Below are 22,414 nucleotides of genomic sequence, written 5' to 3' on the forward strand. Positions count from 1 at the left end.
CGCTTAGTTGGCCCCCCGGCGCTGCGCAGTGGCCGGCGCATCCCTTATAGTGCAAAGCAATTCGTGCAACCTGACCTGCAGGTTGTGGTCGAACGTTTCGTTAAAGGCCGTGCAGTGAGTTAAGCGCGTGCTGAACTGCTTCGCCATTTGAGTGAAAGGACAACGCCATGCTGGATTGGAAAAATCGTACTGCCGGGGCGCGTGATGGCGCGGCAGATTCAGTGGATAACGTACGCAGCTACTTTGCCGGAGGCTGGGCGATGCGTGTATTTGGCGGGTTGCTGGGGCTGTACCTGTTTGCCGCTTTGCTGGTGGGCTGGTACTGGAGCCAGGAGCCGGAACAGTTTTCCGTGCAGCAGCGCGCCGAAGCCGCCGCGCAGGCGCGTGGGCACAAACTGGTAAACGGTTACACCACCGTAGAAACGCTCAAGCAGGTGGCTGGTACGTTGCTCGACAAGCCGGGCGGTTACCTGTCCAACGACCTCGCGCCGCCAGGCCTGTGGCTGGACAATATGCCGAGCTGGGAGTTTGGCGTGCTGGTGCAGGTGCGGGATATGTCGCGCGCGCTGCGTAAGGACTTCACCCGTTCGCAGTCGCAATCCACTGAAGACCCGGATCTGGCCAAGGCCGAACCGCGCTTTCACTTCGATAACAAAAGCTGGGCGTTGCCCGCTTCTGAGGCGGAATACGGCGAGGGCATCAAGTCGCTCAACCGCTACCTCAATCGTCTGGCTGATCCGGCCCGTTCTGATGCGCAGTTCTACACCCGTGCTGACAACCTGAACAACTGGCTGGGCGATGCTGCCACACGTTTGGGTTCGCTTTCGCAGCGTCTGTCGGCCAGTGTCGGGCAAGTGCGCTTGAACACTGCCGTCGTCGATCCAGCGCTGGCAGGCAGCGTGGCGCAGGCCGACTTTATCGAAGGCGTGAACTACGAAACGCCGTGGCTGCAAATCGACAACGTGTTCTACGAGGCCCGTGGCCAAGCGTGGGCATTGGCTCACCTGCTGCGCGCCATCGAGGTTGACTTCGCCGATGTGCTGGCGAAGAAAAACGCCACCGTCAGTGTGCGGCAGATCATTCGTGAGCTGGAAGCCGCGCAGGAAACCCTGTGGAGCCCGATGATCCTTAACGGCAGCGGTTATGGTCTGCTGGCCAACCATTCGCTGGTCATGGCCAACTACATTTCGCGCGCCAATGCCGGTTTGATTGATTTGCGCCAATTGCTGTCGCAGGGCTGATCGGTGCCGTGGTCTGACGCCGAGGCGGCGCATCGTGCGGCTTCCGATGCCGAGCGCATTGCCTGGGTGGATGAACAGGACCGGCCGTTGGGCGGGGTGCCGCGCAGCGCGTTGCGCGCGCAGCACCTGATTGGTCGCTGCACCTACATTCTGCTGTTCAACAGCGCGGGCGAGTTGTGCGTGCATCGGCGCACCCTGAGCAAGGCGTTGTATCCCGGTTATTGGGACATGGCTGCCGGCGGCATGGTGCTGGAAGGCGAAGACTATGCCGACTCCGCCGCGCGCGAGTTGGCCGAAGAGCTGGGCGTTCGTGATGTGCCGCTGGTTGAGCATGCCCACTTCTTTTACGACGCCCCGGAAAGCCGGTTGTGGTGCAGGGTGTATTCGGCGGTGTCCGATGCACCGCTGACGTTGCAGCCCGAGGAAGTGTTGGAAGCGCGCTTTATCAGCCTCGATCAGGCGCTGGCCGAGACCGAGCGTGTGCCGTATTGCCCGGACTCGCTGATTGCCCTTCGGCAGTATCTGGCGGCGACTGAATAAATGGATGACGATGGCGTCATCTGCCGTCGCCTAATTCCGCTTAAGTACCGCGTTGTACAACCCCTCGGCGCCTGTGTCTGTGCCGCAAACCAGCGCCAGGGCTGGGTTTGTGCAGGATACCGGGGCGTTTTGTTCGGCATCTCGAACGGCGTCGCCAATCCACCGATTAATGGCGCATTTTTACACTTAGCAGGTGCGCTTTTTGCCGTTACACTGCGCGACCTTCAAGCCCAGGCCCTGCTGCCTGGGTGCGCTGCCCCTGCCAGAGTGGGGCTTCGCGGTCGACGCGTTTGTACCTGTCGACCAGTCGCTATCCTGACCCCTTCGAGGACAAACCGGTGGTCAAGAAAGCCTCTTCATTCGCCGCCCTCAGCGGCTTGGTGTATTCCACTGACAGCGGTCGGCATTGCCCCGACTGCAGCCAGCCGGTGGACGCCTGCACCTGCAAGCAGACCCAGATCCCCGAAGGTGACGGCATCGCGCGCGTGCGCCGTGAAACCAAGGGGCGTGGCGGTAAAACCGTCACCACCATCAGCGGCGTGCCCTTGGCTGAAGAGCCGCTCAAGGACCTCGCCAGCGCCTTGAAAAAACGCTGCGGTTGCGGCGGTTCGCTCAAGGATGGGGTGATTGAGATCCAGGGCGACCACGTCGAACTGTTGCTCGCCGAGCTAATCAAACAGGGCTTCAAAGCCAAGAAGTCCGGCGGCTGATCCCGTCGCTTTCACTCCCTCGGCGGCCCTTTGGGGCCTCGCCGAGCAATCGTCATTTCCAGACTTTATTCTGTACCCGTCTTGGCTGTGCCAAGGCCATTACCGCCAGCAAGGGAGACTTCGATGTCTGCACGACGCACACGCAAAGATGACGGCAGCCAATGGACCGTAGCCGATAGCCGCAGTGTCTATGGCATTCGCCATTGGGGCGCGGGTTACTTCGCGATCAATGATGCTGGCCGGGTTGAAGTGCGCCCCAAAGGCCCTGAAAGCCAGCCGATTGACCTGTATGACCAGGTTGATCAACTGCGTAAAAGCGGGTTGTCGTTGCCGCTGTTGGTGCGTTTCCCGGATATTTTGCAGGACCGCGTACGCCGCCTGACCGGCGCCTTCGACGCCAGCATCGAGCGTCTGGAGTACCACAGCCGCTACACCGCGCTGTACCCGATCAAGGTCAACCAGCAGGAGGCGGTGGTGGAAAACATCATCGCCACGCAGGACGTGTCCATCGGCCTTGAGGCTGGTTCCAAGCCCGAACTGATGGCCGTGCTGGCGCTGGCCCCCAAGGGCGGCACCATCGTTTGTAATGGCTACAAAGACCGCGAGTTTATCCGCCTGGCCTTGATGGGGCAGAAGCTGGGGCACAACGTCTTTATCGTTATCGAGAAAGAATCTGAAGTGCAGTTGGTGATCGAGGAAGCGGCCGAGCTTAAAGTCGCCCCGCAAATCGGCCTGCGCGTGCGTTTGTCGTCGCTGGCTTCGAGCAAGTGGGCTGATACGGGCGGTGAAAAGTCTAAGTTCGGCTTGTCGGCCGCGCAGATTTTGCAGGTGGTCGAGCGCTTTAAAGTCGCCGGGCTGGATCAGGGTATCCGCCTGCTGCACTTCCACATGGGCTCGCAAATCGCCAACATCGCCGACTACCGCAAGGGCTTTCGCGAGGCCATTCGTTACTACGGCGAACTGCGCGCGCTGGGTCTGCCGGTCGATCACATCGACGTGGGCGGTGGCCTGGGTGTCGATTACGACGGCACCCACTCACGCAACGCCAGCTCGATCAACTACGACATGCAGGACTACGCCGACGCCGTGGTCGACATGCTCAAGGAATTCTGCGACCGCCAGGAAATTCCGCACCCGCACATCTTCTCGGAAAGCGGCCGGGCGATGACCGCGCACCACGCGGTGTTGTTGGTGCAGGTGACCGACGTGGAGCGGCATAACGAGAAAGTGCCGCAGATCGACTCCTCGGTTGAACAGCCCGAAGTGCTGCAGGTGCTAATCGAACTGCTGGAAGACAGCGACCCGGAAATGGTCGCCGAAACCTACTGGCGCGCCACCCACTACATCGAAGAAGTGGCCGCGCAGTACTCGGCCGGCAAGCTCAGCCTGGCGCAAAAAGCCCTGGCCGAGCAGTGCTACTTCGCCATCTGCCGTCGCCTGCACAACCAGCTCAAGGCCCGTCAGCGTTCGCACCGTGCCGTGCTGGACGAACTCAACGACAAGCTGGCCGACAAGTACATCTGCAACTTCTCGGTGTTCCAGAGCCTGCCGGACACCTGGGCGATTGGCCAGATTTTGCCGATTCTGCCGCTGTCGCGCCTGGAAGAAGAGCCGCTGCGCCGCGCCGTGTTGCAAGACCTGACCTGCGACTCCGACGGCAAAATTCGCCAGTACGTGGACGAGCAGTCGATTGAAACCAGCCTGCCGGTGCATGAACTGCGCGACGGTGAAGACTATGTGTTGGGCATCTTCCTGGTCGGCGCGTACCAGGAAATTCTCGGCGACATGCACAACCTGTTCGGTGACACCGACTCGGTGAACATCTACCAGAACGCAGACGGCAGCGTGTACCACGCCGGTATCGAGACCCACGACACCATCGAAGACATGCTGCGCTACGTGCACCTGTCGCCGGAGGAGTTGATGAATCATTACCGCGACAAAGTGGCCAGCGCCAAAATCAGCCCGCGCGAACGCACGCAGTTTCTGGATGCGCTGCGGTTGGGCCTGACTCGTTCCTCTTATCTGTCCTCATAAGCTCAAAGCTGAATGTAAAAGGCCCCGCATGTCGGGGCCTTTTGCTGTGTGCAAACACGTATCAAGCGCTGTCGGGTGTTGCAGGCCGTAGCCCGGATGTAATCCGGGAAGGATTTTGACGGCAATACAGCGCCCCGGATTGCATCCGGGCTACTTCAGAACTGATATGGGTCGATAAACGTAGCCGAACGTAGGGTGGATGGATGAAGCGTCATCCACCCTACAACAGCGCGTCTTATGCGCCGAGCAGGCTTTGTCCGCAGACACGCAACACCTGCGCAGTGGCTGCACCTGAGCCCGGCTGGGCGAACCAGGCCACGGCTTCGGCGACGTCTTGTGGCTGGCCGCCCTGGCCCATGGAGTTCATCCGGCGGCCGGCTTCGCGGATGGTCAGCGGGATGGCGGCAGTCATCTGGGTTTCGATAAAGCCCGGAGCCACGGCGTTGATGCTGATGCCGCGCTTGGCCAGAGCTGGTGCCCAGGCCTGTGCCAGGCCGATCACGCCGGCCTTGCTCACCGCGTAGTTGGTTTGGCCCAAGTTGCCGGCGATGCCGCTGATCGACGCGATCAGCACCACGCGGCCGTTGTCGTGCAGCTTGCCGGCGTCGAGCAGGGCTTGGGTCAGCACTTGCGGGGCGCTGAGGTTGACGTTGATCACCGAGTTCCAGAAGGCATCGGTCATCTTGGCCAAGGTCTTGTCGCGGGTGATGCCGGCGTTGTGCACAACAATGTCGATGCCGTCTGGCAGTGCTTCGACCAGCTGCGCGGCGGCATCATCGGCGCAGATGTCCAGCGCCAGGCCGCGACCGCCCAGGCGTGCCGCCAGGGCATCCAAGGCATCCTTGGCGGGTGGTACGTCCAGCAGCACCACCTCGGCGCCGTCGCGGGCCAGGGTTTCGGCGATGGCCGCACCGATGCCGCGTGACGCGCCGGTGACCAGCGCTTTCTTGCCGGCCAGCGGGCGGGTCCAATCCTTAACGTGCTCGCTGCAGGCGTTCAAACGCAGCACCTGACCCGACACATAGGCGCTTTTCGGCGAGAGGAAGAAGCGCAGCGCGCCTTCCAACTGCGCCTCGCCGCCCTTGCCGACGTAGATCAACTGCACGTTACCGCCGCGACGGATTTCTTTGCCCAGTGAACGGGTAAAACCTTCCAGTGAGCGTTGCACGCTGGCAGCAATCGGATCTTTCAGCGATTCCGGTGCGCGGCCTAACACCACCACGCGCGGACATTTGCCTAAGCCTTTGAAGGCAGGCTGGAAGAAGTCGCGCAGTTCGATCAGTTGCTCGAAACGGGTCAGGTGGCTTGCATCAAACACCAGCGCCTTGAGCTTGGGGCCGTGCTCGGCGGTCCAGTGCGGCAGCTCGAATTGGCCTTCGCGGGGGGCATACAGGGCATCGGTCAGTTTGTGCGCAAAGGGCCGTACCGCGCTGGCCAGGCTGCCTTCGCCGCCCAGCAGTAGGGCGCCGTCTACCGGTCGGCTGCGCCCGGCCATCCAGCGCTCCAGCAGCAGTGGCGCAGGCAGGCCGAGCGCACTGACCAAACGGCGACCTGAGGTGGAGTTGGCAAAGGCGAGATAACGGTCGGACATGGGGCGGCTCCTGCGCATGGATCAAAAGTGCGCCCACTCTACGCAGCGCGCACAATTGCGCAATTGACCGCGCCGCCTGCGCCAGCGGCAAGGCGGCCAATGCAGCAGGGCCGCGAAAGGTTAGCCTGTGCGCCATTCATTAGAACCCGCTCAAAGTCTGCTGCACGTCGGCCCAGCGGGGTGAAAAACAGGTTCGGAAAACCGCTTGCGGCTAACGCACTTTAGTGCGGCCCCGAAGGGGCGAGCGAAGCGAGTAATGCTCATTTACATCAGTAAACTCCGCTTCCTCGCCTGTTTTTGCCTTGCAGGTCTCTAGCTCGCGAGACTTTGAACAGATTCTCAGCGCCATCAATTTCAGCCTAGGAGTCGTCCATGACCCAGCCGCGCCGTGTCGCCATTGTTGGTGGCAACCGTATTCCGTTCGCCCGCTCCAATACCGTCTACGCCACCGCGAGCAACCAGGAGATGCTGACCAGCGCACTGGATGGACTGGTGGAGCGCTTCAACCTGCACGGCGAGCGCCTGGGCGAGGTGGTGGCCGGTGCGGTGCTCAAGCATTCGCGCGACTTCAACCTGACCCGCGAATGCGTGCTCGGCTCGCGTTTGGCCCCGGAAACCCCTGCCTATGACCTGCAGCAGGCCTGCGGCACGGGGCTGGAAGCGGCGCTGCTGGTGGCCAACAAAATCGCCCTTGGGCAGATCGAGTGCGGTATCGCGGGCGGCGTCGACACCACCTCGGATGCGCCGATTGGCGTGAACGAAGGGCTGCGCAAGATCCTACTGCAGGCCAACCGTGGCAAGAGCACGGGCGACAAGGTCAAAAGCCTGCTGCAGATTCGCCCGCGCCACCTGGCCCCATCTATTCCACGTAACGGCGAGCCGCGCACCGGGCTGTCGATGGGCGAGCACTGCGAGCTGATGGCGCAAACCTGGGCCATCCCCCGTGATGAGCAAGACCAATTGGCCGTGGCCAGCCACCACAAACTCGCTGCCGCCTATGCCGAAGGCTGGCACGACGACCTGCTCACGCCTTTCCGTGGCCTGACCCGCGACCAGAACCTGCGCGCCGACATCAGCCTGGAAAAGCTCGCCACCCTCAAGCCCTGCTTCGAGCGCAGCCCGCGCGGCACCCTGACCGCCGCCAACTCCACGCCGCTGACCGATGGTGCGTCCCTGGTGCTGCTGGCCAGCGAGGAGTGGGCCAAGGCCCGTGGTTTGCCGATTTTGGCCTACTGGAAGGACGGCGAAGCGGCGGCGGTGGATTTTGTTGGCGCGGGTAAGGAAGGCTTGCTGATGGCCCCGGCCTACGCCGTGCCCCGTTTGCTGGCGCGCAACAAACTGAGCCTGCAAGACTTCGATTACTACGAAATCCACGAAGCCTTTGCTGCGCAGGTGCTGTGCACCCTCAAGGCTTGGGAAGACGCCGACTACTGCAAGACTCGCCTGGGGCTGGATGCGCCGCTGGGCGCCATCGACCGCAGCAAAATGAACGTCAAGGGCAGCTCGCTGGCCGCGGGTCATCCGTTTGCCGCCACCGGCGGGCGCATCGTCGCCAACCTGGCCAAGCTGCTGTCGGTGGCGCAGGAAGGGCGTGGTTTGATCTCAATTTGCGCCGCGGGCGGTCAAGGTGTGACTGCGATCCTGGAAAAGTAATCAAACAGCAGTCCCCGTACTCTGTGCAGGGGCTGATGTATGCAACTCCGTGATTTAGAGCGGCCCACCGACGGTGGTGCCGCTCTTTTTTTATCTCAGCACTCGATGGCGCACGCGCTCCGTGGGAGGGGCTTAAGCCGCGACAGATCTTGGGGGCGCTACAAGTCGCGGCTAAAGCCCCTCCCACCCAAGCCTCCCACCCAAGGCTGGCATTCAACCGAGCGTTCAGGCGGCGCGATCATTGTGCCTGGGCATCGGCTTCGCCCTTCAGCAGCGCAGCCTTGCGTTGCAATCCCCAGCGGTAGCCGCTGAGCGCGCCGTTACGGGCAATCACCCGGTGGCAGGGCACTAATACGCCGAGCGGGTTACGTGCGCAGGCACTGGCTACGGCGCGTGGGTGGCTGCCCAGTGGCGCGGCCAGTTCGCTGTAGGTGCGCGTCTGCCCGCAGGGGATATGCAACAGGGCTTGCCACACCTGCTGCTGAAAGGCACTGCCGCGTATGTCCAGGGGCAGTTGGGCGGGGCGCAATGGATCGTTGAGTTGGCGCACGACCTGCTGCACGTCTTCGCTTAGCCCAGCGTCATCGACCTGCAATACAGCCTCGGCAAAGCGTTGTTGCAACTCAACCTGCACGGCGTGTGGCGTATCGCCCATCAACACGGCACAAATGCCCTTGGCGCTGGCGGCCAGCAGCAGATAGCCAAGCGGGCACGGCGCTATGCTGTAACGCAGCGGCTCGGCGTAGCGGGCTGTGTGTGGCGTGATGCGGCGGGTTGAGCGGTGGGTGGTGGCAGGCATGCTTCACACTCCTTGAAGTCAATGGATTGTCGGCGGCCTGTGTGTGCTTGCCAATAACCGTACGCCGGCTCAGCTTTTGTAAGCAGCCTGTGCACAAGGGTGGGCGCTTGGCGCGGATTGCCGTATAACGGGCGGCAGAGACGATTTAGGCCACACAGGACCCCTGATTAAAGCTGATGAAGACGCCAAAACGTATTGAGCCGCTGGTTGAGGCCGGGCTGGTCGATGAAGTGGTACGGCCGCTGATGAGTGGCAAAGAGGCTGCTGTCTATGTGGTGCGCTGTGGTGATGAGTTGCGCGTCGCCAAGGTCTACAAAGAGGCCAACAAACGCAGCTTCCGTCAGGCCGCCGAGTACCAAGAAGGCCGCAAGGTGCGTAATAGCCGTGATGCCCGGGCCATGGCCAAAGGTTCTAAGTACGGCCGCAAGGGCCAGGAAGATGCCTGGCAGAATGCTGAAGTAGCGGCGCTGTTCCGCCTGGCCAACGCCGGGGTGCGGGTACCCAAGCCGTATGACTTCCTTGAAGGCGTATTGCTGATGGAGTTAGTCGATGACGGCGAGGGCGATGCCGCTCCGCGCCTCAATGATGTCGACCTGCACCCGGACGATGCCCGCGAATTCCACGCCTTTATGATTCGTGAAGTGGTGAAAATGCTTTGCGCGGGTCTGGTGCATGGTGACCTGTCGGAATTCAACGTGCTGCTTGATCCAGGTGGTCCGGTGATCATCGACCTGCCGCAGGCGGTGGACGCGGCCGGCAATAACCATGCGTTCAAGATGCTTGAGCGTGATGTCGGCAACATGTCCGCCTACTTCGGCCAATTTGCCCCGGAATTGAAGTTCACCAAGTACGCCAAGGAAATGTGGGCGCTGTATGAGACCGGTGAACTGACACCGGAAAGCCCGCTGACCGGTGAATTCGATGACCCGGAAGAAGAAGCCGATATCGACGCCGTGATGCGCGAGATCAAGGCTGCACTGGCCGACGAGGCGCGTCGTCAGGCGCTGCTCAATGCCGAAGACGAGCCCAAGGGCGAAGAACCGCCGCCGCCCTGGGCCCAGTAGCCGTCAGCGCATACCCACTGACGTCCCGCACGGGGCGTCAGTGGTTAATTCCCCGCGTATTCGCTGATCACCCGCTCATCGCCGTCAGTGTCCAGGCCGATGACCTGGTACGCATCACGCTTGTCACCGTATTCCATGCCCGGCGAGCCGGTGGGCATGCCCGGTACGGCGGCGCCGAGTAGATCAGGTTGCTGACGCAGTTTGAGAATGTCGGCGGCTGGCACATGACCTTCGACAAATTTCCCGTCTATGACCCCGGTATGGCATGACGCCAGGCGTGGCGGTACGCCCAGGCGCATTTTGACCGCCGTCATGTCGGTCTCCACATGGTCGTTTACGTTAAAACCGTTGTCTTGTAGATGGCTGATCCAGGCTGTGCAACAGCCGCAATTGGCGTCGCGGTGTACATCAATGGTCAACGGCTCGGCAGCTTGGCTCAGGCTGCTGAACAGCAAGGCGCTGATGGCAATAAACGGGCGCATGGTGAACCTCTTGGCAAATGCAGCGCGTAGCTTAACGCCCGTAAGCGCAGGCTCACTATGGATGATTTGCGAAACGCGCTGAGCGGCTTATGCTGCGCCTTCGATTTCGCCGTTTAGAGGTGCTTCATGCTGTTTGCACGTGTGGTCTTGGTGATTCAGTTGCTGGCCTTGGGCGGTCTTGGCCTGGCGTATTTTGTGCGCCCTCATGAGATGGCCAATCTCAGCGGCATGCTGCTGATGTCGGCAGCGGCAGCCACGGATGTACGTGCGTATTACGGCGGCCTGCAATTAGGTTTGGCGGCGTTTATCGGTATGGCCCTCACGCGTCTGGAGCTGACACGCACCGCCCTGACCTTGCTGGTGCTGCTCTACAGCGCCTTGGCCTTGGCTCGCATCGGCGGCTTGTGGCTCGATGGCGGCGCGCAACAGACCTTCAACCTTTACGCTTTGCTGCTTGAAGTGGTGTCTGCAGGCCTGTGTTTCTGGGCGCTGCGCGGTTTGCAGCGGGCCTGAGTCAACGGGCCTCGGGGAAGTCGGCAAACAGCCGGACCACGCCACGGGTGAAGTTTTCCTGGCTCATGTCTGGGTTGTGCAGTTGCCGGTTGATTTGCGCCTGAAACAACACCGCCTGCGTCTGGCTGTCGAGAATGCGCAGGGCCAGACGGGCGCGTTCATCCTCGGTGGCGCGGGTTTGCGTGTAAACCGTGCCGGCCACGGCCACCGGGGCCAATTCAATACCGCGTTCATGGTGCATGCCCAGGGCATAGATCACCTGCATGTCCGCACCCTGTTCCCGGTAGCGATAACCTTTGGCACTGAGTGCCGTCTGCACCGCTTGATTGAAGCGCTCTTCAAGGTCGAGGCGATGGCCACTGGCCCGCACCGCGCGCACGCTAAAGGTTTGATAGGACTTGCTTGAGGCCTGATCCAACACCTGAACCGGCGGTGGTGGCGCGCTGGTGCAGGCACTCAGCAGCGGAAAAAGAACAGCAAGCAGGTAGCGGCGCATGGGCGACTCCGTGGCGCATGGGTGCGTTCACCCGGGTTCGCCCAGTCTAGTCGCGCTCCCGATACCCTGCGCCCATCCACCGATGGGTCTGGTGCTGGCGCGTGCCTGTGGCCGTAACCTTAACGGCGTTCCAGCAGTACACCCGATTCCATGTGATGGGTGTAAGGGAACTGGTCGAACAGCGCGCAGCGCGTGACTTTATGCGTGTCGTTGAGCTGTGCGATGTTGGCGGCGAGGGTTTCCGGGTTGCAGGAGATGTACAGGATGCGCTCGAAGCGACGGGTCAGCTCGCAGGTGTCTGGGTCCATACCGGCGCGTGGTGGGTCGACGAATACGCAGCCGAAGTCATAGCTTTTCAGGTCGATGCCGGCCAGGCGGCGGAACGGTCGCACCTCATTCAGCGCCTCGGTCAGTTCTTCCGCCGAGAGGCGCACCAGCGTGACGTTGTCCACGCCATTGTCGGCCAAGTTGGCCAAGGCGGCGTTGACCGAGGATTTACTGATCTCAGTGGCCAGCACTTTGCGTACGCGGGTGGCCAGCGGCAGGGTGAAGTTGCCGTTACCGCAGTACAGTTCCAGCAGGTCATCGCTGCGCTCGCCAAGTGCGTCATAGGCCCAGGCGAGCATCTTCTGGTTCACCTCGCCGTTGGGCTGGGTGAAGGCACCTTCCGGTTGGCGGTAGCTGAAGGTGCGGCCAGCGACCTGCAGTTTTTCTTCGACATAGTCCTTGCCGATGACGATGCGCTTGCCCTTGGAGCGACCAATGATGCTCACCTGCAATTCAGCCGCGAGCTGCTCGGCTTCGGCCTGCCAGGCAGCATCCAGCGGGCGGTGATAGCAGAGGGTGATCAAGCCGTCGCCTGCCAGCGTGGTGAGGAACTCGACCTGAAACAGTTTGAAGCTCAGGGCGCTACTGGCCTGCCACGCCGCCTTCAAGCGCGGCATCAGCGCATTGATCTGCGCGCTGGCGATGGGGAAGTCTTCGAAGAAGATCGGGTTAAGGTTATCGCCAGCCTCGAACATCGCGTAATGGCGCTCGTCACCTTCGCGCCACAAGCGGAACTCAGCGCGCAGGCGATAGTGCTCACGCGGCGATTCGAATACCTCAGGAGGCGGTGCGTTGAACGGTGCCAACAGCTCTATAAGGCGCTGCTGTTTGTCAGCCAGCTGGGCGGCGTAGGCAGTGGGATCGAACTGGGAACGGCTCATGGCGGACTCGCAAAGCGGGCGGACAGATGTCCTGCGTTGAAAGGGATGCAAGCGGTGTGGCGAGCAACTGGCTGGCGATCAGCGTGAGCGGATCGCCAGCCAGCAAAGGCCTGCAGTTTGCGGCGTGGTTATGCGAACCAGGCGAGCTTAACCACAAACAGTGCCGAGAGAATCACCAGCGCCGGGTTGAGTTCACGTGCGCGACCGGCCAGCAGCTTGATCAGGGTCCAGGCAATAAAGCCGAAGGCAATGCCGTTGGCAATCGAGAAGGTCAGCGGCATGGCCAGGGCGGCAACTACCACCGGAGCGGCGACGGTCAGGTCTTCCCAGTCAATCTGCGCCAGGCTGCTCATCATCAGCACGGCGACAAACAACAGCGCGGGTGCAGTGGCGTAAGCCGGTATGGCACTCGCCAGCGGGGCGAAGAACAGCGCGAGCAGGAATAGCGCGGCCACGACGCAAGCGGTTAGGCCAGTACGTCCGCCAACACTGATGCCAGCAGCCGATTCGATATAGCTGGTGGTAGTCGAGGTGCCCAGCGCTGCGCCGGCCATGGTCGCGGTACTGTCGGCCAGCAGGGCGCGGCCGAGTTTCGGCATCTTGCCGTCTTTATCCAGCAGGTTGGCTTTTTGCGCCACGCCGACCAGAGTGCCGGAGGTGTCGAACAGGTCAACGAAGAGGAAAGCGAAGATCACGCTGACCAGGCCAATGTCCAACGCGCCCATGATGTCCAGTTGCATCAGAGTCGGCATCACCGAAGGCGGCATCGAGACCACGCCATCGAGCTTGGACAGGCCGAACAGAATCGACAGGCCGGTGACCAGCAAAATACCGATCATCACCGAACCGGTGACGCGGCGCTGGGCCAGTGCTGCGATCACGAAGAAACCCAGGCACGCCAGGATTGGGCCGCCTTGCGACAGGTCACCGAGGGTCACCAGGGTGGCGGGGTGATCGACCACGATGCCTGCGTTTTTCAGTGCGATAATCGCCAGGAACAGGCCAATGCCAGCGGCGATACCTGCACGCAGGGCCAGTGGAATGCTGTTGATGATCCATTCACGGATTTTGGTGATCGACAGCAGAAAGAAGATCACCCCAGAGAGAAACACCGCACCCAGCGCCACTTGCCAGGTGTGGCCCATGGTCATGACCACGGTGTAGGTGAAGAACGCGTTGAGGCCCATGCCGGGCGCCAAGGCAATCGGGTAGTTGGCGACAAGGCCCATGATCAGCGAGCCAATAGCCGCCGCCAGGCAGGTCGCTACAAACACCGCGCCATGGTCCATGCCGGTTTTTGCCAGCATCTCCGGGTTGACGAAGAGGATGTAGGCCATGGTCAGGAAGGTGGTCAGCCCTGCCAGAAGCTCGGTGCGCACCGTGGTGTTATGGGCTTTGAGTTGGAACAGTCTTTCCAGCATGTGGAACTCTCCGAAGCGGCGGCGTGCCGTGTTGATGCAAACCGAAAGCAAAGCACATCCATGCATCTGTGCATGTTTTTGCTGGCGATCTGGAAAAAGGCGCGCATCATATCAGCTAGGCTGCGGAGGGTGAATTTATGACCAGTCGGACAGTTTATGGTCGGCCAGAAAAAGGAATAAGTGCATGACGACACGAGCCCTGATCAGTGTGGCGGACGGTGTTGAAGACCTGGAGTGCGTGACGCTGATTGACGTATTGCGTCGTGCTGAAATCGACGTGGTGGTGGCCAGCATTGAAGGCCGGCGCATGATCACCTGCGCCCGTGGTACGCGCCTGACGGCCGACACCATGTTGGTCGACGTGCTAGCGCAGCCGTTTGACCTGATCGTGCTGCCGGGCGGCATGCCGGGGGCGCAACGGTTGGCCGAGCATGAGCCGTTGGCCGAGCGGGTGCGTGAGCAGGCCAAGGCCGGCAAGCTGTTCGCCGCGATTTGCGCCGCACCGGCGCTGGCTTTGCAGCACTACGGTGTGCTCAAACAAAGGCGCATGACCTGCTACCCGGCGTTTAGTGATCGCCTCAGTGGCTGCGTATTTGTCGATCAGCCGGTGGTGGTCGATGGTAACTGCATCACCAGTCAGGGCCCTGGCACCGCGCTGGTGTTTGCCCTGACCTTGGTTGAGCAACTCTGTGGCAAGGCCATGCGCCGGCAGGTGGCCGAGGCCATGTTGGTGTCGCCGGTCTAACGCGTCTTACTTGATGGCTTTGAGCACGACAAACTTTGGTGTGGCCGCCACCTGTTCGACGCCTCGGAACAGGCGCTTGAGTTTGGCGTGGTAGCCCAAGTGGCGGTTGCCGACAATCCACAGCTCACCGCCGGTCACCAGTGCGGCGTGGGCCTGCTGGAACATGCGCCAAGCCAGAAAATCGCCCACCACTTGCTGCTGATGGAAGGGCGGGTTGCACAGGACTAGATCCAGTGAGTCGGCCGGCTGTTCAGCCAGGCCGTCACCGGCGCGGATCTGTACCGGGCGCTCGCCCAGTGCTGCGCGCCAGTTCTCGGCGGCCGACTGCACCGCCATGTACGACTCATCCACCAGCGTCAGCTCGGCCTGCGGGCTGCCCAGTGCGTAGGCAATCCCCAGTACGCCATTGCCGCAGCCCAGGTCGGCCACCCGCATGCGGCTCAGGTGTTTGGGCAGGTGCGGGAGAAAGGCACGGGTGCCGATATCCAAGTCTTCCCGGCAAAACACGTTGGCGTGGTTGAGCAGCTCGATGGCCGGTTTATCCAAGCGATAGCGCGTCGGGTAGGGTGAAACAGGCACGGCTTTGGCCTGCGGCGTGGCCAGCAGTAGACGGGCTTTTTTCACTGCCAGCGAGGCCTGCACCGGGCCGATGTATTGCTCCAGCAAATCCCCGGCGGCGCGCGGCAGGTGCTTGATCATGGCCGCAGCAACCACCTGTGCGCCTGGGGCGAGCTGGCCATGCAGGCGGATCAGTTGTTCTTCCAGCAGGGCCAGGGTTTTCGGCACGCGAATCAGCACCATGTCGAACGGCCCCTGTGCGGCCTCACTGGCCGGGACAAACTGCACGGCATCCGCTGGCAACTGGTTGCGCTGCAGGTTGACCTGCAAACCCTGGTAGCCCAAGTAGGAGTCGCTGCTGCTGGTTACTTGGGCCCGCCCTGCGAGGCTGGCGGCCAGCGCGCCGAAGCTGTCATTGAGCACCAACACTCGCGTCTCGCTCTTCAGCCCCTGTTCGTGCAGGTGATTGAGCAGGTACTCGTCGGCGGCATCGAAGGCCTGCAGCGGCTCGTTGGGTTGGTCTGGTTGGCGAATCAAATCGAGTTGGGCAAACGGGCTGCTAAGCAAAGGCATGGAACACTCGGTGGCAAGGTGCAATTCGTCGCTATTGTCGGCGCAAGTGCTGCAAAAGTCTCGGAACTGCGAGCGGGTTCCGTTAATCAAGGTTGTGCCGCGTGTCGCTTTATCGAAGAATGCCGCCCCCTTGCGGATCTGCTCAGTCGTGTCTGATACCACTGAGTCAGCAGGGCCGGCATTCAAATAATAACCAGACCCCGAGCAGTTGTTCGGATGCGATCTGGTAGCGCCTGATGATCGGGAGCGCGCGGGCTGTTCTGCGCGGCATCATCCAACGTCCACACCCCACACTCAATGAGGCCTGCCTATGCAGGCTTCACGGCGTTCTATTTGCATAAGGTATGTCCATGTACAAGTTTCTCCTGCCCCTAATCCTCGGCGCGGCGCTGTTTGTAGCCAATCCAGTGTTGGCTCAGGGCAAGGCCCCCATCGTCATCAATTTCTCCCACGTGGTGGCTGAAAACACGCCCAAGGGCCAGGGCGCAGTACTGTTCAAGCAGATGGTTGAAACGCGCTTGGCGGGTCAGGTCAAGGTTGAGGTGCACGCCAACGCCAGCCTGTTTGGTGACGCTGATGAACTGGAAGCGCTGCGCGATAACCGGGTGCAAATGCTGGCCCCGTCGCTGTCCAAATTCAGCGCCTACAGCAAGCAATTGCAGCTGTTTGATTTACCGTTTTTGTTTGATGACCTAGAGGCGCTCAAGCGGTTTCAGAAGCGCGACAAAAGCCGCGAACTGCTGCGTGCCATGACCGAGCAGAACATCTACGGGCTGGCGTTCTGGAATAACGGCATGAAGCAGCTATCGGCCACCCGCGAACTGCGCCTGCCAACGGATGCCAAGGGGCTGGCCTTTCGCATTCAGCCCTCCAAGGTGCTGGATGCGCAATTCAAGGCGCTGGGCGCCACGGGTGTGAGCCTGCCGTACAGTGAGACGTTGACCGCGCTGCAGGGCGGCAAGGTGCAGGGCAGCGAAAATGCCTGGTCGAACATCGCCAGTCAGCGACTCGATGCCGTGCAGCCGTTTATCACTGAAAGCAATCACGGCACGCTGAATTACATGCTGGTGAGCAACACACGTTTCTGGAACAGCATCCCGTACAAAACCCGCGTTGAGTTGGAGGCGATCATTGAAGAGGTGACTGTGGTCGTCAATCAGCAAGCTGAAACGCTCAATCAAAAGGCCCGCGAGCAGGTGCTGGCCGCTGGCAAGACTAAGTTGGTCAGCCTTACAGAGCAGGAGCGTGCCGCCTGGCGCAGTGCCATGCAACCGGTCTGGAAAACCTACGAGGCCGAGGTGGGTGCCGACATGCTACGCGCAGCGCAGACGGTCAATCGCCGCTAGCCACTAACGCCTCTCTGGCGTGTGGCAGAAGAGTCCTCAGGCTTTGTCGGTGTTTGTCCGCGCGGCGATGGGCCACACTGGGGCGGTGCATTCTGCCGCTACCCGGTGCCTTTTATGGCCAGTGATGACAACTACACCGAGCAAACTCTGACAGCGATCAACCTGTGGTCGCCGAGTTTGTTCAGCCTGCGTTGCAGTCGCGACGCGGGCTTTCGCTTTACCGCGGGGCAATTCGCCCGGCTAGGTGTACGAAAGGAGGATGGTTCGGTGGTCTGGCGTGCCTATTCGATGGCGTCGGCGCCCCATGATGAGTTTCTTGAGTTCTTTTCCATTGTCGTGCCGAACGGTGAGTTCACTTCTGAGCTGCGCCGGCTGCGCGTTGGCGACCGCCTGCTGGTGGCCAAGCAGGCCATGGGCTTTCTCACCTTGGACCGTTTTGTTGACGGTCATGATCTCTGGTTGCTCGCCAGCGGCACCGGGCTGGCGCCGTTTCTATCGATCTTGCAGGGGTTGGAGGTTTGGCAGCGCTTTGCCCGCGTGGTGCTGGTGTACAGCGCACGCACGGCGGGCGAGTTGGCCTATCAGCCGCTGATTCACACGCTTATGCAGCAGCCCCATTTGCAGGAATACGCTGAGCGTTTTGCCTACCTGCCGTTGGTCACCCGCGAACAGGTTCCCGGTTGCTTGCATGGGCGCATCACCACCTTGTTGGACAACGGCGAGTTGGAGCGTGCTGCCGGATTGAGGCTGGAGCCGGCGCACTCGCGGCTGATGATTTGCGGCAACCCGCAGATGATCGATGACACCCGTGCGCGGCTTAAACAGCGCGGCTTGCAGCTCAGTCTGAATCGGCGTCCGGGGCAAGTGGCGGTGGAGAACTACTGGTAACCGCTGGCGCACCGACTGCGGACAACTCTCCTCGCGGCGCACTGATTGGCAGGCGAATGGCGAAGCGCGCGCCCCAGCCGGGTTGGCTGGCCACCTCCAGCTTACCGCCGAGCACCCCAGTAACCAGGTTGTGCACGATATTCAGGCCCAAACCGCTACCGCCTTGGCCTAAACGGGTGGTAAAGAACGGGTCGAAAATCCGAGGCAGGTTTTCTTCGCTGATGCCGTGGCCGTTATCCGACAGCGCCAGTTCAATCCAGCCCGGCTCATAGGGGAAGGCATACAGACCGATCTTGCCGTGCTTAAGCCCGTCTAGGCCGTGGATCAGGGCATTGTTGATCAGGTTCACCAGCACTTGGCCGAGTGCGCCGGGGTAGCTGTCCAATTCGATGCTGTCGTCAATGTTGCTTTCTATCACGAACGGCGTCTTTTTTAGGGTCGGGCCGAGCGTGATCAGAATCTCTTTGACCACCTCGCTGAGCTGGAAGTGCCGGCGCTGGGCGCTGGCCTGATCGACCGCGACCTGCTTGAAACTGGTGATCAGTTCACTGGCTTTGCGCAGGTTGCGCACCAGTATGTCGGTGGCGGTTTTGTTGTCCTCAATAAACTGCTCCAGGGTCGAGCGCTTCAGCGCGCCACTGGTGATGGCGGTGGCAATGCTGCGGCTGTGATCTTCCAGGGTGCTGGCTGCCATCAGGCTGTTGCCCACTGGGGTATTCAGTTCGTGGGCAATCCCAGCCACCAGCGAGCCCAGCGCCGCCAGTTTTTCACTGTGCACCAGTTCTTTTTGCGCGCGCTGCAAGGACAGCATGGTTTGATTGAGTTCGGCGTTGCTCTTGCTCAAGGCTTCGGTGCGCTCATCAACGCGCTGCTCTAGGCTGGCATTGAGTTCGCGGTAGGCGATTTCAGCTTTTTTCTGGTCGGTGACATCGATGTCCATGCACACAAACATTTGCTGCCCATCGTTGCTAGGCAAGGCAAAGGTCGTGGCCAGAACAAACACCTGGCGTTTGTCCGGCAGGCGCACCTCACTCAAGTAAGGGCCGATGCCGCTGCCCTTAGTGGTTTCTTTAAGCATGGCTTTAAACAACCGCTGCTGCTCGGCGGTGTAGAACAACTGGTCGAGGGTTTGGCCCAGTGCCTGATCGCGGCTGATCCCATAGAGCGTCTCGCTGGCATGGTTCCACAGCACGACTCGGCTTTCGGCATCGAACCATTGGATGGCCACGTTGGGCGTATTCTCCAGTGTCGCCAGCAGGCGGTCTTCGCTTTCGCGCAGGCTTTGCGCGGTGGCCAGCAATGCTTCTTCCCGCTCACGGATAGCGCCCACCATGCGTTTAAGGCTGGCGCTCAAGGTGTTCAGTTCGCGGATTGAAGTGCTTTGCATTGGCAGGTCGTAACGGCCGTTGGCAATTTGCCGAACCTGGCGGCTGAACAGCGAGATTTTATTGGCCAGGCTCCAGCTGGTGAGTGCGGCAATGCCCATCGCCACCGCCAGCGTGGCTGCCAGTGAGAGGAACAGGCGCTGCCAGGTTGAGCTCAGCAGGGCATAGGCTTGCTCGCGAGGTTGTACCACCAACACTTGCCAGTCTGGGCCGTTTACGGTGCGCGCCAGACCTACCATGTCCTGATTATCGATCTGTAAGTGCTGGACGCGTGTGTTTGTGCCTTGGAAAACTGGCAAATGGCCAAGGTTCAGTTGCTGGCTCACTTCGCGGTTTTGCGAGCTGGCGATCAGTTGGCGCTGGCGATCAACAATCAACACTTGTAACGCGCCGTCCTGGCTTAACTGGCGTGCCAATTCGGGCAGTGGGCTTATCGCCACTTCACCGATCAGGGTGCGCTGGCCGAGCGGTTTGGCCAGGGCGACCGCTAGTCGTGAGCTGACTGTCGAGAGGAAGCTGTTGGACCAGGCCCCTGTTTTTTCCGCCTGGGCATTGCGCACGAAATCTCGCGCCGATACATCCAAGCCATAAAGGTTCTGTCTCAGTGCCCGCTTGTCTGCGGGCATGCCGATTGCGCGGATGCGCCCCTGGGCGTCGCTCAGGTAGATCGCTTCGTAAAAGTCCGAGGTGTCGGCATAGGCATCGAGCAGTGTTTGTACATGTACTTCGTTCAGATCCGCCGAGCTGTCGAACAGGCTGGCTAGCGAACCTAACTCGCGGTCGGCAATGGCAAAGTGGCGCTCCAGTTGACGGGCGATGTTATCGGCGGCAAGCCCCTGGCGAGTGTTGATGTCTTCCAGCATCAGCGGCTCGTAGTACAGCCGGAATAGCAGCGCGATAGCCACAATCGGCAAAGCCGCCACGAGAATAAAGCGGCTGGCCAGGGTTAGCAGAAGGGGGCGCGCCCTGAGCAGGTTACTCAGGGTCGATAAAGCGACCATGCTTGACCACTCGCAAATATATACGGTTGTTGTCTCCGAACGCGTCGAAGACGATGGGTTGTTGCAGACCCTCGAAGCGGCGAATGCGCAACAGGGTTTGTTTGAGGTGCTCGTCGGGTTGGCGGGCTTCAAGAGCCTGCAGCAAGACTTGAGTGGCGTTGTAGCCGGTCACGGCAGCGGTATCAACATCTTGGCTGAAGCGTGCTTGGTACTGCTTGCGGAAGTTGGTGAACGCCGGGCTTTGATCAGCGAGGTCAAAAACCTGTGCCGTAACCAGCCCCTCGACTGATTGCCCACCCATTTCCAGCAGGGCATCGGCGGCGGCCCAAGAGGGGGTTGCCAACACCACGTCGGGTCGTTTTTGTCGCAGGTGTGAAGCGAGCATGGCCGTGTCGAGGGCGCTACTGACGATCACCACCGCCTGTGTGTCAGGCATAAGGGCGGCGCTGGCCAGCTCGGCATACTGCGCCTCGGGGCTGCGCTGAAAAGCAACCGGTGCTGCAACCTGACCGCCCAGGGTGGTGAAATGTGCCGTGAAGTCTTTAACCCATGGGGTTGCGAAGGTGACGTTGCTTTGCTCAACCAACAGGCTGGCCTGGGTGACGCCCATGCGCTTGAACAGGTGATTGGCGATGCTACGTGCATCAGGATTCAAGTGGCCCAAGGTGCGGAAAAACATATCGTCCTGGCCCGCCAAAAGGGGGGATAGCGGCGTAATGCCCATCAGCAGAATGTTCGCCTCGGTGAAGGAGGGGGCAAGTGCTTCGGCAATCACACTGGTCATCGGCCCCAAGACAGCATCGACCTGGCTGTCGATCAGTGTTTTGGCGGCTTGCTTCGCCCGCTGCGGATCAAACCCGTCGTCGTGCGGCAGCATCTCAATGCTGCGCCCCTGAATGCCGCCGACTGCATTGCGCTGCTCGATGGCCAGTTGCACGCCATTGCGCCCGGAAATGCCCAAGCTGGCGCTGGCCCCCGAGCTGTCGACGATGACCCCGAGCCGAATCGGCTGTTCGGGTTTATTCGGCTCGCTGCAAGCCGCCAGGAGCACGGCAAAGAGCAAAGCGAAGGCAAGACGCTTAATCCGCATGCTGATACTGGCCCTGTTGAATGCGGGTAATGAAGGTCGGGCTGTGCGTGTCGCCAAATGCATCCAGCTCGATAGGGCCTTGTAAACCCTCAAAGCGCCGTACCCGAAGCAGGGTCTGTTTGAGGGTTTCGTCGTCCTGTTGCTCGCTCATGCCTTGCAGCACAACGCGGGTGGCGTTGTAGGCGGTGAGTGCTGGGAAACCGGGGGCTTCTCCATAGCGTGCGCTGTACGCCGTGCGGAAGGCCGTAAATGCCGGCGAGGTATCTTGCATGTTGATGTACTGTGCGACGATTACGTCTTCGACGGCCTGGCCACCCAGCTCGATCAGCTTACCGCTGCCGGCCCATTCCGCCGTGGCAATGGTTAATGAAGGCTGCTGTTGACGCAGTTGGTGATCAGCAGCACCGCTTGCGTGGTTTCGCTCAATGCCTGGCTGGCCACCTGGGCGTAGTCGAGCGTTGTGGAGGATTCGAAGGCTGCGATCTGCACAATGCGTCCACCCAACTCGTCGAAACGTGCGTTGAAGTGCCCGGCCCAAGAGTCGGTATAGGCCCTGTTGCGGTGATCGACAATCAGGCTGATGCGCTCGATGTTGTGGGTTTGCCGCAGGTAAGCAGCCATGACGCGCGCATGTTCGTCATTGCTGCCGATGGTGCGGAAGAATTGGTCATCGCGGCTGTTGAGTAGGTCAGTACTGACTGGGCCGCCCATCAATAGCACGCCTGCTTCTGTGGCCATGGGTGCAAGCGCCATGGCCACTGCGCTGGTCATAGGGCCGATAACCGCGTGCACCTGCTGTTGCAGAAGCTCAGCCAGGGCTTTCTTACCTTGCTCGGGGTTGAGTTCGTCATCGCGGATGATCAGCTGTACGCTGCGTCCGGTGTCTTGCGCCGTGGCGTTATGTTGCTCAACGGCCAGTTGCGTTCCGTTACGCGCGGCCAGACCGAGGTCGGCGTTAGGCCCGGACAGGCCAGCGATAAAGCCCAGGCGAATGGGCTCCGGATCACTGCAAGCCGTAACCAGCAGCGAGAGTGCAATCAGGGCGAGAAGGCGGAGTTGGACGCGAGACATGG

At 61.1% G+C, this 22,414-nt stretch carries 20 protein-coding genes and 1 pseudogene; 10 read left to right on the plus strand and 11 right to left on the minus strand.

The genetic code is table 11. The annotated features are described in order from the left end of the window. Nucleotides 1-167: 167 nt before the first annotated feature. From AUK77_RS14780 to speA, 4 genes are all read left to right on the plus strand, one after another. Nucleotides 168-1,241, plus strand: a complete 1,074-nt coding sequence (locus tag AUK77_RS14780) for a DUF2333 family protein (RefSeq protein ID WP_296130993.1) — start codon at nucleotides 168-170, stop codon at nucleotides 1,239-1,241. Between the two features lie 3 nt (nucleotides 1,242-1,244). Beyond that, a complete protein-coding gene (locus AUK77_RS14785) occupies nucleotides 1,245-1,781 on the plus strand; it encodes an NUDIX hydrolase (RefSeq protein ID WP_296130995.1) in 537 nt (178 codons plus the stop codon). Between the two features lie 338 nt (nucleotides 1,782-2,119). Next, nucleotides 2,120-2,491, plus strand: coding sequence for a translation initiation factor Sui1 (locus AUK77_RS14790; RefSeq protein WP_296131050.1), 372 nt, complete (start codon nucleotides 2,120-2,122; stop codon nucleotides 2,489-2,491). 123 nt (nucleotides 2,492-2,614) lie between these two features. Then, nucleotides 2,615-4,528 carry an arginine decarboxylase gene (gene speA, locus AUK77_RS14795; RefSeq protein WP_296130996.1) on the plus strand — a complete coding sequence of 638 codons (1,914 nt, stop codon included), beginning with the start codon at nucleotides 2,615-2,617 and terminating at the stop codon, nucleotides 4,526-4,528. A 235-nt stretch (nucleotides 4,529-4,763) separates the two neighbouring features. Here the strand turns inward: speA and AUK77_RS14800 are convergent, their stop codons facing one another. Continuing rightward, nucleotides 4,764-6,119 carry a 3-oxoacyl-ACP reductase gene (locus AUK77_RS14800; RefSeq protein WP_296130998.1) on the minus strand — a complete coding sequence of 452 codons (1,356 nt, stop codon included), beginning with the start codon at nucleotides 6,117-6,119 and terminating at the stop codon, nucleotides 4,764-4,766. A gap of 372 nt (nucleotides 6,120-6,491) precedes the next feature. Here AUK77_RS14800 and AUK77_RS14805 point away from each other — a divergent pair, with 372 nt between their 5' ends. Further along, nucleotides 6,492-7,772 (plus strand): acetyl-CoA C-acetyltransferase, encoded by a 1,281-nt coding sequence (locus tag AUK77_RS14805; protein WP_296131000.1) that lies wholly within the window; start codon nucleotides 6,492-6,494, stop codon nucleotides 7,770-7,772. A 238-nt stretch (nucleotides 7,773-8,010) separates the two neighbouring features. On the opposite strand, the pseudogene AUK77_RS14810 reads toward AUK77_RS14805, so the two are convergent. Then, a pseudogene (locus AUK77_RS14810) lies at nucleotides 8,011-8,511 on the minus strand (methylated-DNA--[protein]-cysteine S-methyltransferase); the annotation flags it as partial. A gap of 236 nt (nucleotides 8,512-8,747) precedes the next feature. Here AUK77_RS14810 and AUK77_RS14815 point away from each other — a divergent pair. Next, on the plus strand, nucleotides 8,748-9,635 hold the full coding sequence (locus AUK77_RS14815) for a PA4780 family RIO1-like protein kinase (RefSeq protein WP_296131003.1): 888 nt from the start codon (nucleotides 8,748-8,750) through the stop codon (nucleotides 9,633-9,635). A 44-nt stretch (nucleotides 9,636-9,679) separates the two neighbouring features. Here AUK77_RS14815 and AUK77_RS14820 read toward each other — a convergent pair whose 3' ends face one another. Continuing rightward, complete coding sequence (locus tag AUK77_RS14820; protein ID WP_296131006.1) at nucleotides 9,680-10,117, minus strand: DUF411 domain-containing protein; 438 nt, start codon at nucleotides 10,115-10,117, stop codon at nucleotides 9,680-9,682. Nucleotides 10,118-10,243: 126 nt separating this feature from the next. On the opposite strand from AUK77_RS14820, the gene AUK77_RS14825 reads away from it, so the two are divergent. Next, a complete protein-coding gene (locus AUK77_RS14825; RefSeq protein ID WP_296131009.1) occupies nucleotides 10,244-10,630 on the plus strand; it encodes a DUF4345 domain-containing protein in 387 nt (128 codons plus the stop codon). A gap of 1 nt (nucleotide 10,631) precedes the next feature. On the opposite strand, the gene AUK77_RS14830 is transcribed toward AUK77_RS14825, so the two are convergent. The 3 genes from AUK77_RS14830 to AUK77_RS14840 form a co-directional block, all read right to left on the minus strand. Then, nucleotides 10,632-11,126: a DUF4136 domain-containing protein gene (locus tag AUK77_RS14830; protein ID WP_296131013.1), complete on the minus strand. Its 495-nt coding sequence runs from the start codon at nucleotides 11,124-11,126 to the stop codon at nucleotides 10,632-10,634. Nucleotides 11,127-11,245: 119 nt separating this feature from the next. Beyond that, nucleotides 11,246-12,334 (minus strand): tRNA (uridine(54)-C5)-methyltransferase TrmA, encoded by a 1,089-nt coding sequence (gene trmA / locus AUK77_RS14835; RefSeq protein ID WP_296131015.1) that lies wholly within the window; start codon nucleotides 12,332-12,334, stop codon nucleotides 11,246-11,248. Nucleotides 12,335-12,462: 128 nt separating this feature from the next. Further along, nucleotides 12,463-13,755 carry an NCS2 family permease gene (locus AUK77_RS14840; protein WP_296131017.1) on the minus strand — a complete coding sequence of 431 codons (1,293 nt, stop codon included), beginning with the start codon at nucleotides 13,753-13,755 and terminating at the stop codon, nucleotides 12,463-12,465. 184 nt (nucleotides 13,756-13,939) lie between these two features. On the opposite strand from AUK77_RS14840, the gene AUK77_RS14845 reads away from it, so the two are divergent. Beyond that, nucleotides 13,940-14,500: a DJ-1 family glyoxalase III gene (locus tag AUK77_RS14845; RefSeq protein WP_296131019.1), complete on the plus strand. Its 561-nt coding sequence runs from the start codon at nucleotides 13,940-13,942 to the stop codon at nucleotides 14,498-14,500. 6 nt (nucleotides 14,501-14,506) lie between these two features. Here the strand turns inward: AUK77_RS14845 and AUK77_RS14850 are convergent, their stop codons facing one another. Next, nucleotides 14,507-15,631: a class I SAM-dependent methyltransferase gene (locus AUK77_RS14850; RefSeq protein WP_296131022.1), complete on the minus strand. Its 1,125-nt coding sequence runs from the start codon at nucleotides 15,629-15,631 to the stop codon at nucleotides 14,507-14,509. A gap of 350 nt (nucleotides 15,632-15,981) precedes the next feature. Between AUK77_RS14850 and AUK77_RS14855 the strand changes: the two genes are divergently transcribed. Together AUK77_RS14855 and AUK77_RS14860 are read left to right on the plus strand one after the other, a co-directional pair. Then, a complete protein-coding gene (locus tag AUK77_RS14855; RefSeq protein WP_296131026.1) occupies nucleotides 15,982-16,977 on the plus strand; it encodes a DctP family TRAP transporter solute-binding subunit in 996 nt (331 codons plus the stop codon). A gap of 114 nt (nucleotides 16,978-17,091) precedes the next feature. Beyond that, entirely contained in the window at nucleotides 17,092-17,865 is a 774-nt protein-coding gene (locus AUK77_RS14860) for a ferredoxin--NADP reductase (RefSeq protein WP_296131028.1), read from the plus strand. Here AUK77_RS14860 and AUK77_RS14865 read toward each other — a convergent pair. Genes AUK77_RS14865 through AUK77_RS14875 form a run of 4 tightly spaced genes read right to left on the minus strand, consistent with a single transcriptional unit; the run spans nucleotide 17,816 to nucleotide 22,412 of the window. Further along, nucleotides 17,816-20,251, minus strand: coding sequence for an ATP-binding protein (locus tag AUK77_RS14865; RefSeq protein ID WP_296131033.1), 2,436 nt, complete (start codon nucleotides 20,249-20,251; stop codon nucleotides 17,816-17,818). The genes AUK77_RS14860 and AUK77_RS14865 overlap by 50 nt on opposite strands. Beyond that, nucleotides 20,226-21,341: an ABC transporter substrate-binding protein gene (locus tag AUK77_RS14870; RefSeq protein ID WP_296131036.1), complete on the minus strand. Its 1,116-nt coding sequence runs from the start codon at nucleotides 21,339-21,341 to the stop codon at nucleotides 20,226-20,228. The genes AUK77_RS14865 and AUK77_RS14870 overlap by 26 nt, the downstream gene beginning before the upstream one ends. Then, nucleotides 21,331-21,810 carry an ABC transporter substrate-binding protein gene (locus AUK77_RS18965; protein WP_363079409.1) on the minus strand — a complete coding sequence of 160 codons (480 nt, stop codon included), beginning with the start codon at nucleotides 21,808-21,810 and terminating at the stop codon, nucleotides 21,331-21,333. Before AUK77_RS18965 ends, AUK77_RS14870 begins: the two co-directional genes overlap by 11 nt. Next, nucleotides 21,705-22,412, minus strand: coding sequence for an ABC transporter substrate-binding protein (locus AUK77_RS14875; protein ID WP_363079405.1), 708 nt, complete (start codon nucleotides 22,410-22,412; stop codon nucleotides 21,705-21,707). The genes AUK77_RS18965 and AUK77_RS14875 overlap by 106 nt, the downstream gene beginning before the upstream one ends. Nucleotides 22,413-22,414 lie beyond the last annotated feature (2 nt).

Origin of the sequence: Pseudomonas sp. Ga0074129 (assembly GCA_001465025.1) — a bacterium.
In the GTDB taxonomy this organism is placed as follows: domain Bacteria; phylum Pseudomonadota; class Gammaproteobacteria; order Pseudomonadales; family Pseudomonadaceae; genus Aquipseudomonas.

What these genes read in the sequence shown, in the direction of transcription:
- AUK77_RS14845 (WP_296131019.1), top strand. Translation starts at nt 13,940, where the DNA reads ATGACGACACGAGCCCTGATCAGTGTGGCGGACGGTGTTGAAGACCTG.
- AUK77_RS14860 (WP_296131028.1), top strand. Translation starts at nt 17,092, where the DNA reads ATGGCCAGTGATGACAACTACACCGAGCAAACTCTGACAGCGATCAAC.
- AUK77_RS14805 (WP_296131000.1), top strand. Translation starts at nt 6,492, where the DNA reads ATGACCCAGCCGCGCCGTGTCGCCATTGTTGGTGGCAACCGTATTCCG.
- AUK77_RS14875 (WP_363079405.1), bottom strand. Translation starts at nt 22,412, where the DNA reads ATGTCTCGCGTCCAACTCCGCCTTCTCGCCCTGATTGCACTCTCGCTG.
- AUK77_RS14780 (WP_296130993.1), top strand. Translation starts at nt 168, where the DNA reads ATGCTGGATTGGAAAAATCGTACTGCCGGGGCGCGTGATGGCGCGGCA.
- AUK77_RS14840 (WP_296131017.1), bottom strand. Translation starts at nt 13,755, where the DNA reads ATGCTGGAAAGACTGTTCCAACTCAAAGCCCATAACACCACGGTGCGC.
- AUK77_RS14865 (WP_296131033.1), bottom strand. Translation starts at nt 20,251, where the DNA reads ATGGTCGCTTTATCGACCCTGAGTAACCTGCTCAGGGCGCGCCCCCTT.
- AUK77_RS14855 (WP_296131026.1), top strand. Translation starts at nt 15,982, where the DNA reads ATGTACAAGTTTCTCCTGCCCCTAATCCTCGGCGCGGCGCTGTTTGTA.
- AUK77_RS14800 (WP_296130998.1), bottom strand. Translation starts at nt 6,119, where the DNA reads ATGTCCGACCGTTATCTCGCCTTTGCCAACTCCACCTCAGGTCGCCGT.
- AUK77_RS14870 (WP_296131036.1), bottom strand. Translation starts at nt 21,341, where the DNA reads ATGCGGATTAAGCGTCTTGCCTTCGCTTTGCTCTTTGCCGTGCTCCTG.
- trmA (WP_296131015.1), bottom strand. Translation starts at nt 12,334, where the DNA reads ATGAGCCGTTCCCAGTTCGATCCCACTGCCTACGCCGCCCAGCTGGCT.
- AUK77_RS14820 (WP_296131006.1), bottom strand. Translation starts at nt 10,117, where the DNA reads ATGCGCCCGTTTATTGCCATCAGCGCCTTGCTGTTCAGCAGCCTGAGC.
- speA (WP_296130996.1), top strand. Translation starts at nt 2,615, where the DNA reads ATGTCTGCACGACGCACACGCAAAGATGACGGCAGCCAATGGACCGTA.
- AUK77_RS14815 (WP_296131003.1), top strand. Translation starts at nt 8,748, where the DNA reads ATGAAGACGCCAAAACGTATTGAGCCGCTGGTTGAGGCCGGGCTGGTC.
- AUK77_RS14830 (WP_296131013.1), bottom strand. Translation starts at nt 11,126, where the DNA reads ATGCGCCGCTACCTGCTTGCTGTTCTTTTTCCGCTGCTGAGTGCCTGC.
- AUK77_RS14825 (WP_296131009.1), top strand. Translation starts at nt 10,244, where the DNA reads ATGCTGTTTGCACGTGTGGTCTTGGTGATTCAGTTGCTGGCCTTGGGC.
- AUK77_RS14850 (WP_296131022.1), bottom strand. Translation starts at nt 15,631, where the DNA reads ATGCCTTTGCTTAGCAGCCCGTTTGCCCAACTCGATTTGATTCGCCAA.